Raw genomic sequence first — 11890 nt, forward strand, 5'->3', positions numbered from 1 at the left:
TTGCGTTTTTTGTGTTGTTGTGTCGCGGGCGGCGCCGCCGCCCGCGGCCGCGTGCCCGCCGGCCCGGCCCCCCCCCCCCCCCCCCCCCCCCCCACGACCACCGGCCCAGGCCACGCTCAGCGGAGCTGAACGCGGCCGAGCAACCGGTCCACGACCTCGGGCAGCGGCTGATCCTCTTGGCCTTCCAGCCACAGCACGTTCCCGGTCCGCAAGGTGGCGAGGAAGGTCGCCGCGGTGAGCCTGGCCAGCTCCTGATCGAGGCCATGCCCCCTGGCGAGCAGCACCGCGATCAGGTCGCGTTCGAGGGCGAACTGGTCACCGGCCTGCCGTGCGAGCAGCGACGGATGCCGTCGCAGCAGCCGTAGCTGCGCGACCCACTCGCGGTCGGGGACGGGATGCGCCCGGTACAGCTCCCGGCACGCCGCGCGCAGCGCCTGCCACGGCTTCTCGCCGGACGGCCTGCCTTCGACGAGCGACACCAGCAGCCCGGTGCGCTCGCGGTCGGCGTGCAGGATCGCGTCCTCTTTGTTCGCGAAGTAGTTCGAGAAGGTCCGCCGGGACACGCCCACCGCGTCGGCGATGTCCTCGACGGTCACACCGTCCAGACCGTGCTCCATCGCCAGCCGGAGCGCGGCCTCGTGCAGTGATTGCCGCGTCGCCGCCTTCTTGCGGGTGCGGAGCGTGTCGAGGGTGTCCACCAGGACAGCGTAGCGAGGGGAATAAAGTTCTCACTGTGCAAGTTTGCACAGTGAGCAACAATTGCCGCTCGAAAGGACGCCATGAAGACCGAGGGAACGACGGCGGAGGCACCACCGGGGGCGATGGGACACCGGCAGGTGCTCGAGTCGCTGTCCGGACTGCTGCTCGCGCTGCTCGTGGCGATGATCAGCTCGACGGTCGTCTCGACCGCCCTGCCGTTGATCATCGGTTCGCTGAACGGCACGCAGACGCAGTACACGTGGGTGGTCACGGCCACCCTGCTGGCGGCGACGGCCACCACCCCGATCTGGGGCAAGCTCGCCGACCTGTTCAACAAGAAGACGCTGGTGCAGGTCGCGATCGTGATCTTCTTGATCGGGTCGATGATCAGCGGATTCAGCCAGAACACGGGTCAGCTCATCGCCGCCCGCGCGTTCCAGGGCATCGGCGTCGGCGGCCTGCAGGCCCTGGTCCAGGTCGTGATCGCGGCGATCATCCCGCCGCGTGAACGCGGCCGCTACAACGGTTACCTCGGCGCGGTCATGGCGGTCGCCACCGTCGGCGGCCCGCTGCTCGGCGGACTGATCGTGGACGTGCCGTGGCTGGGCTGGCGGTGGTGCTTCTTCGTCGGCGTGCCGATCGCGGTGGCGGCGTTCATCGTGCTGCAGCGGACCCTGAAGCTGGAGACCGTCCGCCGGGAGAACGTCCAGGTGGACTACCTCGGCGCGGGTCTCATCGCCGCGGGCGTGAGCGTGCTGCTGATCTGGGTCTCGTTCGTGGGGAACACCTTCGACTGGCTCTCGTGGCAGACGGCCCTCATGGTGGTGGGCGGCGTCGTGCTCCTGGTACTCGCCGTACTGGTGGAACGGAAGGTCCGCGAGCCCATCGTCCCGCTGCACATCATCACCCAGCGCACCCCCGCGCTGGCGATCGTCGCGAGCCTCGCCGTCGGGATGGCGATGTTCGGCGGCGCGGTGTTCCTCGGCCAGTACTTCCAGGTCGGCCGCGGCTACTCCCCCACCGAAGCCGGTCTGCTGACCATTCCGCTGATGGCGGGCGTGCTCGTCTCCTCGACCGTCTCCGGACGCCTGATCAGCCGCACCGGACGGATGAAGCCGTACATCGTGGCGGGCACGATCACCCTGGTGATCGGCTTCCTCGGCCTGGGCACGGTCGACCACGCCTCGCCGCTGTGGCTGGTCGGTATCGCGATGGCGGTGGTCGGCGTCGGTGTCGGCATGACGATGCAGAACCTCGTACTCGCCGTGCAGAACACCGTGCCGCTGCGGGATCTGGGCGCGGCCAGTGCCTCGGTCACGTTCTTCCGGTCGCTCGGCGGCACCATCGGCGTCTCGGTGCTGGGCGCGGTGCTCGCGAACCGGGTCACCGCCGACCTGTCGGCCGCCTTGCACGTCCCGGAAGGCCAGGCGTCGACGGGAAGCGTCAGCGCGCTGAACCTCAAGGCGCTGCCGCCGGAGGTCCAGACGATCGTGCACACCGTGTACGGCGACGCGACCGCGCACATCTTCCTGATCTCCGCGGCGGTGGGCGTCGTGGGCGTGCTCGCGGCGCTGCTGCTCAAGCCGCTCACCCTGCGCACCACCCTCGACGTGGAGCCGAAGACGGAAGCCCCGGCGTCCGACCGGGTCACCAGGTAGGCGCGCGATGGACGGGAACGCCGCCAGGGCCTTCGAGTCCACTGTGGAGCGTTTCGGCCCGCCCCGGCACCACGCGGGGCGGGCCATCCTGGCCGGGGTCGACGGCTCCGACACGGCGATGCGGGCGGCGGCGTTCGCGTTCGGCATGGCGCGGCGCGAGAGCGGCAGGCTGATCGTCGCCTTCGTCTGCCGCCCGGCGCTCGGACCGGCGGTCGCGGCGACGGTGGAGCACGACACCGCACAGCAGCTCTACGCCGAACTTCGCGAGCAGATCCGCGCGGCGGCCGAGGAGCTCGAAGTGCCGGTCAGTTTCCTGAAGACCTTCGGCGACCCGTACACCGCGCTTCGCGACACCGCCGACCGCGGCCAGGTCGACACCGTGGTGGTCGGCGCGTCACAGAAGGCGGGCCACCGGTTCGCGGGCTCCGTCGCGACCAAGCTCATCAGGACCGGGCACTGGCCGGTGCTGGTGGTGCCCTGACGACCGGCCGCCCAGGAGGGACACGGCACCCACCGCGACGACGACGAGCGCACAGCCCGCCAGTTGCCACGGTGTCGGCCACTGGCCGAGCAGGGCGGCCCCGAACAGGATCGCGGCGGCGGGTTGCAGCATCAGCACGGCGGACCCGCCGCTCGCGGGCAGGGCGGACAGCGCCTTCCCGATCAGGAGCCAGCCGAGCACCTGGCCGGTCACGGCCAGCACGAACAACCACAGCAACGCCGAAGCCGGTGGCGTGACGTCGAGATTTCCGGCGAACAGGCCCGAAAGGCCACCCACGCTCGCGGAAGCCGCGGTCGCGGTGGCGAGCATCGTCGTACGGCCGCCGCGTTCGGTCCCGGCGCGGCGCAACAGGATCAGGTAACCGGCGTAGGCCACGCCCGCCAGCACGGCCATGACCGTGCCGTACCAGGGATCGCTCCCCGCGGCACCGCCGTCGGCCAGTCCCCCGGCCAGCGCCGTCCCCGCCAGCATCACCGGGATCGACAGCCAGAACGATCGCGACGGCCGCTCGCCGAACCACAGCAGCCCGGCCAGCGGGACCAAGACCACCTGGACGTTGACCAGCGCCGTGGCGACCCCCGCGCCGACGGCGAGGATCGCCTCGCTCCACAGCACCATGTCGACCCCGAGCAGGACACCGGCCAGTACGTGGCGCCGCCGCGCGGCAGGCGAGGGACGGTGTCCCCGCTCCCGGGATCGAGCCAGCAGCACGAGGATCGGCAACGCGAACAGGCAGCGGAAGAACGTCGCCGTCGTCGAACTGACGCCGGACAGCGCGACGAGCGGGGCGGACAGGGCGATCGCGAGGGCTCCGAGTACTCCTTGCAGGCGCGGATCGGCGAGAATTCCGGTGTGTCGCATGACTTCGATTCGATCGCACGACAGCGGACAGGACCAGCGAGATCCTCTTACCGCCGGGGTTAAGCTCGGCTAATGAGTGGCGATCTGTCCAATGTGGAACGGCTGCGGATGCTGCACGCGGTATGGCGGCGGGGATCCCTCGCCGCGGCGGCCGAACTGCTGCACGTGACGCCGTCGGCGATCTCCCAGCAGCTGACGAAACCGGAACGGGAGGCGGGCACCGCGCTCCTCGTCCGGCACGGCCGCGGCGTCCGGCTCACCCCGGCGGGACTGCTGCTCGCGCAGCGCTCGGACCGGGTCCTCGCCGAACTCCGCGCCGCCCGCGCCGATCTGGACTCCCTCACCGGGGCGACGACCGGTGTCGTCGAGATCGGCGCCATCCCGTCCGGGGTGCACACGTTCATCGCGCCCGCGCTCACCGGCCTCGCCGTGCGCCACCCCGGCATCGAGGCGCGGCTGCACGAGGTCGAACCGGAAGTGGCGCTTCCCGCCCTCGCCGACGGCGTCTTCGACGTCGTGGTCGTCGAGAGCTGGGAGAACCTGCCGCTCACCCGGCCACCGGACACCCGCTGGACCGTCCTGCGCGACGACTCGGCGATGATCGTCCTCCCCGCCGGACACCACCTCGCGGACGCGGACTCGGTGCGCGCCGAAGACCTCGCGGACGAGATCTGGGTCGCGTGGGCCCGTCCCACCCTGGCGAACGCCTGGATCCGCCACACCCTGCGCGAACGCGGCATCGAACCGGTGGTGCGGCATACGGTCAGCGGATTCGGCACCCAGTTCGCCGTCGTCGCCGGGCTCGGCGCCGTCACGCTGGTGCCGAGTATGGCCACCACGATCGCGCCGCCGACCGTGGTGTGCGCGCCGCTCGAACCCGTCCTGCACCGGCAGCTTTACGCCGTGCAGCCCCAAGGGGAGACCCGGCCCGCGGTCGCCGAATCCGTCAGGGCGATGGTGGACGCGGCGCGTACTTGGGGTTCGTGAGCTTTCGCGGTCGTGGGGATGTCGTGAAGGGTCCCTTTGAGACGATGAAGGTCTCAAAGGGACCCTTCACGACGCGGATCAGCCGCGGCCGCAGAGCGCGTGCTCGATCACCGGGTTCATCGGATTGCCCGCCGGCGGTTCGGCGCCGGGGTGGTACGGCGTGAGCGTGTTCAGCGAGACCATCACGCTGCGTTTGCCGTCCTCGGTCACCCCGTTGCCGGTCAGGAAGCCGGGCAGCGCGCCACCGTGGCCCCAGTAGTCGCCACAGGAGGCGGTCGACTTCACCAAGCCGAGCCCGTACGCGCCGAGCCTCGGAGCGGGCACGGTCTTCTTCATCTCGGCCAGCATCGCCGGCGAGAGCACCTTGCCGCCCAGCAACGCCCGCAAGAACTTGTTGCCGTCCTCGGTGGTGCTGTTGATCGACCCGTCCGCTCCCCCGCCCATCGACGGATTCATCAGCGTCACGTCCACCCGTCGCCCGAGCAGCGGCGGATTCGAGCCCTCGACGACGAAGCGGTCGTACGCTCGCGCGTGCGGGGCGGGAATGAACGGCGACGTGTACGGCAACGAGGTCTCACGCAGGCCCAGCGGGCGGACGATCCGGTCGGCGATCTCCTGCTGCCAGTCCCGGCCGGTCACCTTCTCGGTCACCATTCCGGCGAGGACGTAGTTGGTGTTGGAGTAACCCCAGCTCTTCCCGGGCTCGAACGCCGGCGGCTTGCCGACCGCCAGTTTCACCGCCTCCGCCGCGCTGAGCCTGTCGAACCGATGGCGCAGAAAGCCTTTCTCCGTGGCGATATCGAGTTCGGCCATGTAGTCGTGCAGACCGCTGGTGTGCTGCAGCAGTTGCCGGACGGTGATGGCCCCGCCGTCGTTGCCGTTCCCGCGCACCACGCCGGGCAGCCACTTCTCCACGGTGTCTTCCAGGGAAAGCCTGCCCTCGCCGACGAGCTGGAGCATCGTCGCGGACAAGAAGGTCTTGCTGAAGCTCGCGATCCGGAAGTGCCCGTTCCACGGCACCGGGGTCTTGGTCCGCAGATCACCGTAACCGCTGCGCACCTTGACACTGCCCTTCGCCGCGCTCAGCTCGACCAAGACACCCGGCGAACCGTTCTCCACGAGTGTGTCGGCGTCGCGCTGCAGGGTCCGGTGCAACGTGTTTTTCGAGTACGGCGTCGCGGACGCGGCGGCCGGGGAGATGAGCGTAGCCGCGCAGAGTGCGGCAATGACCACTGAAGTCCGTTTCATACCGGTAAAACTACGAAGGATCACCTAGTCTGGCATCAGCTTCAAGGACGATGCCGCGTACCTCCACAGTAGGAACCACGGGCAGGGCCGTCTCAGGGTTTGAGGTCCATCCGCAGGAATTCGGTGACGCGGAGCAGTTTCGGCGGACGACCGACACCGTCGGGGAACTCGTCTTCGCCGACGAGCCGCGGGCCGACGAGTTCCACTTCCCGCCCGTCGATCCGAAGCCGCGCCTCGCGTGCCGCCATGATGTTCCGCACCCAGTCCGCGTCCGGGCCGTACACCGGGACGAACAGGTAGCCGCCGTCGACGGGATGCGCGTCGAGCGGCGTGCGGTGGGTCTTTCCCGAGGCGCGGCCGACGTGGATCAGCACCGGGTACTTCCCGCCGGCGATCGCGCGGGGATTGAACACCCGTTTGTTGACGTGTCCCCACCATCTCGGCATCGGCATCGGGCTCTCCTCTCGATGGCCTTACGTCCGTAAGGCTGGCTTACACCTGTAAGGTTGTCAAGGTGCCGCCTCGCCGATCACTCACCAAAGAACGCGTACTGCGAGCCGCGATCGAGGTCGCCGATCGCGGCGGCGTCGAGGCGATGACGATGCGGCGGGTGGCGCAGCACCTTGGCGTGGAGGCGATGTCGCTGTACCACCACGTGCCGAACAAGGACGCGATCCTCGACGGCGTCGTCGACGCGGTGTTCGCGGCGATCGAACTGCCCGGCCCCGAAGACGGCGATTGGCGCGACGCGATCCGCGCACGCGCTTCGTCCGCACGCGCGGTCCTGTCGCGGCACAGCTGGGCACTCGGTCTCATGGACTCCCGCCGCAATCCCGGGCCGGCGACGCTGCGCCACCACGACGCGGTCCTGGGTGTCTTGCGACGGGCGGGATTCACGCTCCCGATGGCGGTGCACGCCGTCTCTCTCATCGACAGCTACATCGGCGGATACGTGTTGCAGGAGTCGAGTCTCCCGTCGAGCGACGACCCCGCGAAGGTGGCGGACGACATCCTGGAGAACCTGCCGCGAGACGAGTTCCCTTATCTGGCCGAGGTGATCTCCGGACACGCGATGCGGCCCGGCTACGACCACACGAGCGAATTCGCCTTCGGGCTGGAGCTCATCCTGGACGGACTCGAGGCCCGCCGGAAATGATTCAGATCACGAGGGCCAGCCGCGCGACCGGCGGCAGCGGCACCTGTTCCGGTACGGCCCGGAAAGACTGGATCACCAGCGCGGCGAACCGCCGGGACGCGGCGACCTGCGCGGCGGGCGAAGCGGCCTGGATCCCGTTGTTGGCCATGAGCATGAGGATCAGATCGTCGAGCACGAAGTCGGAGCGGAGTCTCCCGGCGTCCTTGGCCCGGCCGGCCAACTCGGCGATCGCCTTGAGCGCGTAGTCGCGGTCCGCGGTGAAATCCACCGCCTTGGGAAAGGCCGACACGAAGGCCGCGGTGAAACCCCTGTCACGCGAGTGCAGCTCGCAGATCTTCTCGATCACGGAACACAAGCCACGCCAAGGATCCGGATCGGCGAGCCCCTCGTCGACGACGACGTGACACATCCTCATCTGGTCGGCGAAGGCCTCCGTCGCCAGGATCTCCTTGGTCGGAAAGTGGCGGTACAGCGTGGCGGGGCCGACTTCGGCACGGCGCGCGACCTCCCGCATCGGCACGTTCAATCCTTCGGCGGCGAACAACGCGCGAGCCGCTTCGAGGATGCGTTCGCGGTTGTCCAAGGCATCCGAGCGCGGGATCCGAGACAAACGACTGGTCACCACTCTCACTTTAGCCAAAACGGACGGGGGCGTCCGTTAGCGTCGGCCGCCGGTGATCAACGACCAGGAGACGAAGATGCGAGCAGTCGAGATCCGGAAGTTCGGCGCCCCGAGGGCCTTGCCGTGATCGAGGTACCCTCTCCCGTTCCCGCCGCGGGAGAAGTGCTGATCAGCGTGGAAGCGATCGGCGTCGGCGGCGTCGACACCGTGATCCGGAGCGGGGCCCTCGCCGGTTTCGGCTTCCGGGAAGGACATGTTCCCGGCAACGAGGTGGCTGGCACCGTCAGCGCGGTCGGCGCCGGGGTCGATCCGGCCTGGACCGGGCGGCGCGTCTGGGCGTTCACCGGTGAGAGTGGCGGCTACGTCGAGGGGACGGCCCTCCCGGTCGAGAAGGTCTTGCCCCTCCCCGGCGACCTGTCCGCCACGGACGCGGTGGCGCTCGGGACCTCCGGCATGGTGGCCCATTTCGGTCTCGCCCACGCCCATTTCGCCCCCGGCGAGTCCGTGCTGGTGCGCGGGGCGGCGGGCAGCATCGGGATCATGACGGTGCAACTCGCGGCGGCGGGTGGCGCGAGCGCCGTCGCGGTCACGACGTCCTCGGCCGAACGCGGCGACCGCCTGCGCGCACTGGGTGCGACCCACGTGCTCGACCGTTCCGGTGGCGGGGACGGGCCCGCGGGCTACGACGTGATCATCGACATCGTGTCCGGTGTGGCCATGCCTTCCTTCTTCGACAGGCTGAATCCGAACGGCCGGATGGTGCTCGTCGGCGTGGTGGCGGGCATGCCACCGGCGGACTTCGACTCGAAGCTGATGGCGACGTTCCGGAAGTCCCTCTCCTTCGCCGCGTTCAGCGCGGATTCGATCCCGGAGGCGGATCGGCGCGTAGTGGAGGCGGACCAGTTCGCCGCGGCGGCCCGTGGTGAGCTGCGCCCGGTGGTACACGAGGTGCTTCCGCTGGAGAAAGCCGTGCTGGCGCACCGGAAGATGGACGACGGCGAAGTGTTCGGCAGGATCGTGCTGACGCCGTAGTCCTGTCCTTTGTGGAGTGCGCGTCACCCGGTCAGTGCACTTTTCCCCATTGCGTGCGCGCTCGCACTAGGCTGCCCACTCGTGCCCGATCCGATGACCGAGGGAGCCCGCTTCACGGCTGTCGGCCTGCGGCCGCTCTCCGACGACGAGGGCACCGGCGCGTACTGCGTGAACGACGCCGGGACGATCGTGGGCGAGTCGGGGTCGCGGCCGGTGCGCTGGGATCGCGATGGAAGTCCGACCCTCTTGCCGGTCCTCGACGGCTTTTCCGGCGGCCGGGCGGTCAGCGTCAACGCCGCGGGCGTCATCGCGGGCTCGCTCTACCTCGGCGAACACCTCCGGCCGGTGCGCTGGCTGCCCGACGGCCGGGTGCACGCGCTCGAACTCGCCGCCGGCATGGTCTCCGGTACGGCGTGCCGGGTGAACGAACGCGGATCGATACTGGGGAACGTGATGTGGCCGGGCTACCGCTGGCGAGCGCTGCGCTGGGAACCCGGCGGCGAGGCCGTCGAACTCGGCACTCTGCCGGGCGGAGGCGAGACCCAGGCTCACGACCTGAACGGGCTGGACGAGGTCGTCGGATCGGCCAGGAACGGCACGGGGCTCCGGACCGCGGTGCGCTGGACGCCCTCGGGGAAGATCAGCAAACTGCCCCCGCCCCGCCGTGCGACGGCCTGCGGTATCACCGACGCCGGCGCCATCCTCGGCGACGGGGTCGTGTGGAACCGGGACGGAGGCACCGTCCTGCTGACCGGGGAACCGGAGTTCCGCGCGGGACAGGTCGTCCGGATCACCGGACACGGTGTCGCGATCGGCTGGGGTGTGACGCCGGACCGGCACGGCACCTGCGCGCGCTGGGATCGCGACGGACGGCCCACCGTGCTCCGGCCCCTGCCGCCGGACCTCGCCAGCACGTGTTTCGACATCGACGAAGCCGGGACGGTCGTCGGCGAATCCGGGAGCGAGGGAACGGTGCGCCCGGTCCGCTGGGACGCCGACGCGACACCGTACCCACTTCCGTCGCCTCGCGGCATCACGGCGATCGTGGCCCAGCACATCAACGCCTGCGGCACTGTGATCATCGGCTACGGCTTCGCCGCGGACACCTCCACCTATCGCGGGATCGCCTGGCACCGCACGTGATTCGACGGTGCGTCAAGCGGTCGCGAGGTCGATCGCGCGCCGCATCGCCTCGTCGAGCGGCGTCCCGAGGCGAAGGGCCGTTCGCCCGGCGGCGAAAACCGCGCCGGTGACCGCGCCGACGACCGCCGCGGCGTCGATCTCGTCGAGTTCGCCCTCGCAGGCTTGGCACAGCGCGGCCGAAAGCCGCTGTTGAGCGTCGAACGCGCGCCGCAGCATCGTCGCGCGCAACGACGGCACCGACGTGATCAGGTCCAGCCGGATCCGCTCCGGCTCGGCCGCCGGATCGCGCGGCCCGGCCCCCGCCTCGGCGAGCATCCTGAGCATCGCGCGCCGCAGCAGCCGAGGCGCCGCCTCGCCCGCCTCGCGCGCCGCGAGGACGTCCAGCCCCGCGCGCAGGATGTGCTCGCCGTCGTCGGTAAGGACCAGGTCTTCCTTCGTCGCGAAGTGATTGAAGAACGTCGCGGTCGACACCTCGGCGGCCGCGGCGATCTCGGCGGTGGTCGTCCGGTCGTATCCCTGCTGCTCGAAGAGCCGGTACGCCGTCTCGATCAACGCCTTCCGGGTGCGCCACTTCTTCCGTTCCCGCAAGCCCACCGGTTCGCTCATGACGACAGCTTACTGGATCCGAACCAAAATTAGAGCTACTCTAATTTTAGAGTGAGTCTTACTTCTGGAGGAGAAGCCCATGACCATCGACGCGTTCCTGGACCGGTTGGAGTACCGCGACCCCGTCCGGCCGGATCTCGCCACGCTGCGGAACCTGCACCGGGCGTGGCGGCTGCGGGTCCCGTACGAGAACTTCGACGTCCAGCTGGGCAGGCCGATCTCGCTCACCCCGGAGGCGCTGATCGACAAGTTCGCGCGCCGCGGCCGCGGCGGGCTCTGCTACGAAATGAACGGCGCGCTCGCACTTCTGCTGCGGGCCGCCGGGTTCACCGTGACCATCGTGGAAGGCGCCGTCCTGCGCGCGACCCGTGGCGAGGGTCAATGGGGCAACCACATCGCCCTGCTGGTCGACGTCGACGGCGAATCCTGGCTCGCCGACACCGGGATCGGGGACGCGTTCCTCGAGCCGCTGCCGTTACGGGAGGGCACGCACTGGCAAGGAGAACTGGAGTTCCGGATGGAACGCCTCGACGACCGAACCTGGCGGATGCACCACCATCCGGGCGGCACGATCGACTCGTCCGACTTCCGCACCGCACCCCGGGACATCACCGAGTTCGCCGAACGGGCACGAAACACCTCGCCGGACTCCGCGCTCGCCAAAGTGCTCGTGGCGCAACATCATCGCGACGGCCGCGAGCTGGCCCTTCGCGCCCGCACGGTCAAGCGCGGCGACGCCGACCGCAGCACACTGTCCACTCTCGACGAATTCGCCGAGACACTGCGGGAATTCCGTATCCCGCTGGAGGACTTCAGCGCTGACGAGCTGGCGGCGCTGTGGGCCAGGACCGAAGAGCAGCACGAAGTCTGGCTGGCCATCCAGGCGCACGTCGCGCGAGCCTGACCTCGCGCTGCGGTGGTGGTTCGGGAGCCGGCCGGGTCCCGAACCACGACCCTTGCCACTCACGGCCTCAGTCGCGCCAACGGTTGTTGAGGAAGGCGTCGTCCTCGTCGTCCGCCGGTGCCGGACGTGCGCGGGGAGCGCGCCGGGGGGTGTCCCGCCCGGCGGGGGCGGGCGGCGCCTCCGAAGCGAACGGAGCCGCCATGTCCACCGGGTCGTCTCCGAACGCCGACCCGGCACCCGGCTCCGCGTGCGACCGGTCGGTGCTCCAGCCGGACTTCGTCTTGCGCTGCCCCAATTCCCGCCGGTGCTCGACGTAGCGCTGGGCGGTTTGGACCTGTTTGGTCATGAACTCCTGCGCGCTGGCCTTGATCTCGCCGGCGCGCTGATCCCGCAGCGCCCGGCGCTCCGCCTGCTCGCGGACGAGGCCATCCAGGGTCGCCTTCATACCGGTGGTGTCATCGGCGCTCATCTG

The 11890-nt window shown here is 69.8% G+C and carries 13 protein-coding genes and 1 pseudogene; 7 read left to right on the plus strand and 7 right to left on the minus strand.

Features of this window, described 5'->3' with window-relative positions; translation table 11 throughout:
• Nucleotides 1-116: 116 nt before the first annotated feature.
• Nucleotides 117-698 carry a TetR/AcrR family transcriptional regulator gene (locus tag ACIHAO_RS06120; protein WP_396555020.1) on the minus strand — a complete coding sequence of 194 codons (582 nt, stop codon included), beginning with the start codon at nucleotides 696-698 and terminating at the stop codon, nucleotides 117-119.
• A gap of 81 nt (nucleotides 699-779) precedes the next feature.
• On the opposite strand from ACIHAO_RS06120, the gene ACIHAO_RS06125 reads away from it, so the two are divergent.
• Both ACIHAO_RS06125 and ACIHAO_RS06130 read left to right on the plus strand, forming a co-directional pair.
• Nucleotides 780-2357: an MDR family MFS transporter gene (locus tag ACIHAO_RS06125; protein ID WP_396555021.1), complete on the plus strand. Its 1578-nt coding sequence runs from the start codon at nucleotides 780-782 to the stop codon at nucleotides 2355-2357.
• A gap of 7 nt (nucleotides 2358-2364) precedes the next feature.
• On the plus strand, nucleotides 2365-2838 hold the full coding sequence (locus ACIHAO_RS06130; protein WP_396555022.1) for a universal stress protein: 474 nt from the start codon (nucleotides 2365-2367) through the stop codon (nucleotides 2836-2838).
• Here ACIHAO_RS06130 and ACIHAO_RS06135 read toward each other — a convergent pair.
• Nucleotides 2752-3720 (minus strand): DMT family transporter, encoded by a 969-nt coding sequence (locus ACIHAO_RS06135; RefSeq protein ID WP_396555023.1) that lies wholly within the window; start codon nucleotides 3718-3720, stop codon nucleotides 2752-2754. The genes ACIHAO_RS06130 and ACIHAO_RS06135 overlap by 87 nt on opposite strands.
• Before the next feature lie 72 nt (nucleotides 3721-3792).
• On the opposite strand from ACIHAO_RS06135, the gene ACIHAO_RS06140 reads away from it, so the two are divergent.
• Entirely contained in the window at nucleotides 3793-4707 is a 915-nt protein-coding gene (locus ACIHAO_RS06140) for a LysR family transcriptional regulator (protein ID WP_396555024.1), read from the plus strand.
• A 78-nt stretch (nucleotides 4708-4785) separates the two neighbouring features.
• On the opposite strand, the gene ACIHAO_RS06145 is transcribed toward ACIHAO_RS06140, so the two are convergent.
• Both ACIHAO_RS06145 and ACIHAO_RS06150 read right to left on the minus strand, forming a co-directional pair.
• Nucleotides 4786-5955 (minus strand): serine hydrolase domain-containing protein, encoded by a 1170-nt coding sequence (locus tag ACIHAO_RS06145; protein WP_396555025.1) that lies wholly within the window; start codon nucleotides 5953-5955, stop codon nucleotides 4786-4788.
• Between the two features lie 92 nt (nucleotides 5956-6047).
• Nucleotides 6048-6407 (minus strand): nitroreductase/quinone reductase family protein, encoded by a 360-nt coding sequence (locus ACIHAO_RS06150; protein ID WP_396555026.1) that lies wholly within the window; start codon nucleotides 6405-6407, stop codon nucleotides 6048-6050.
• 62 nt (nucleotides 6408-6469) lie between these two features.
• On the opposite strand from ACIHAO_RS06150, the gene ACIHAO_RS06155 reads away from it, so the two are divergent.
• On the plus strand, nucleotides 6470-7111 hold the full coding sequence (locus ACIHAO_RS06155; RefSeq protein WP_396555027.1) for a TetR/AcrR family transcriptional regulator: 642 nt from the start codon (nucleotides 6470-6472) through the stop codon (nucleotides 7109-7111).
• Nucleotide 7112: 1 nt separating this feature from the next.
• Here ACIHAO_RS06155 and ACIHAO_RS06160 read toward each other — a convergent pair whose 3' ends face one another.
• A complete protein-coding gene (locus ACIHAO_RS06160; RefSeq protein ID WP_396555028.1) occupies nucleotides 7113-7733 on the minus strand; it encodes a TetR/AcrR family transcriptional regulator in 621 nt (206 codons plus the stop codon).
• A gap of 76 nt (nucleotides 7734-7809) precedes the next feature.
• On the opposite strand from ACIHAO_RS06160, the pseudogene ACIHAO_RS06165 reads away from it, so the two are divergent.
• Nucleotides 7810-8765: pseudogene (locus ACIHAO_RS06165) on the plus strand (zinc-binding dehydrogenase).
• An 81-nt stretch (nucleotides 8766-8846) separates the two neighbouring features.
• On the plus strand, nucleotides 8847-9908 hold the full coding sequence (locus ACIHAO_RS06170; protein ID WP_396555029.1) for a hypothetical protein: 1062 nt from the start codon (nucleotides 8847-8849) through the stop codon (nucleotides 9906-9908).
• 12 nt (nucleotides 9909-9920) lie between these two features.
• On the opposite strand, the gene ACIHAO_RS06175 is transcribed toward ACIHAO_RS06170, so the two are convergent.
• Complete coding sequence (locus tag ACIHAO_RS06175) at nucleotides 9921-10514, minus strand: TetR/AcrR family transcriptional regulator (protein WP_396555030.1); 594 nt, start codon at nucleotides 10512-10514, stop codon at nucleotides 9921-9923.
• 79 nt (nucleotides 10515-10593) lie between these two features.
• Here ACIHAO_RS06175 and ACIHAO_RS06180 point away from each other — a divergent pair, with 79 nt between their 5' ends.
• Complete coding sequence (locus tag ACIHAO_RS06180; RefSeq protein ID WP_396555031.1) at nucleotides 10594-11418, plus strand: arylamine N-acetyltransferase; 825 nt, start codon at nucleotides 10594-10596, stop codon at nucleotides 11416-11418.
• A gap of 67 nt (nucleotides 11419-11485) precedes the next feature.
• On the opposite strand, the gene ACIHAO_RS06185 is transcribed toward ACIHAO_RS06180, so the two are convergent.
• On the minus strand, nucleotides 11486-11887 hold the full coding sequence (locus tag ACIHAO_RS06185; protein ID WP_396555032.1) for a hypothetical protein: 402 nt from the start codon (nucleotides 11885-11887) through the stop codon (nucleotides 11486-11488).
• Between the last annotated feature and the right edge of the window lie 3 nt (nucleotides 11888-11890).

Source organism: Amycolatopsis sp. NPDC052450 (assembly GCF_044547565.1).
Taxonomy (GTDB): Bacteria; Actinomycetota; Actinomycetes; order Mycobacteriales; family Pseudonocardiaceae; genus Amycolatopsis.

Coding starts and splice junctions, on each gene's coding strand:
- ACIHAO_RS06125 (WP_396555021.1), top strand. CDS start 780: ATGAAGACCGAGGGAACGACGGCGGAGGCACCACCGGGGGCGATGGGA.
- ACIHAO_RS06130 (WP_396555022.1), top strand. CDS start 2,365: ATGGACGGGAACGCCGCCAGGGCCTTCGAGTCCACTGTGGAGCGTTTC.
- ACIHAO_RS06135 (WP_396555023.1), bottom strand. CDS start 3,720: ATGCGACACACCGGAATTCTCGCCGATCCGCGCCTGCAAGGAGTACTC.
- ACIHAO_RS06140 (WP_396555024.1), top strand. CDS start 3,793: ATGAGTGGCGATCTGTCCAATGTGGAACGGCTGCGGATGCTGCACGCG.
- ACIHAO_RS06145 (WP_396555025.1), bottom strand. CDS start 5,955: ATGAAACGGACTTCAGTGGTCATTGCCGCACTCTGCGCGGCTACGCTC.
- ACIHAO_RS06150 (WP_396555026.1), bottom strand. CDS start 6,407: ATGCCGATGCCGAGATGGTGGGGACACGTCAACAAACGGGTGTTCAAT.
- ACIHAO_RS06175 (WP_396555030.1), bottom strand. CDS start 10,514: ATGAGCGAACCGGTGGGCTTGCGGGAACGGAAGAAGTGGCGCACCCGG.
- ACIHAO_RS06180 (WP_396555031.1), top strand. CDS start 10,594: ATGACCATCGACGCGTTCCTGGACCGGTTGGAGTACCGCGACCCCGTC.
- ACIHAO_RS06185 (WP_396555032.1), bottom strand. CDS start 11,887: ATGAGCGCCGATGACACCACCGGTATGAAGGCGACCCTGGATGGCCTC.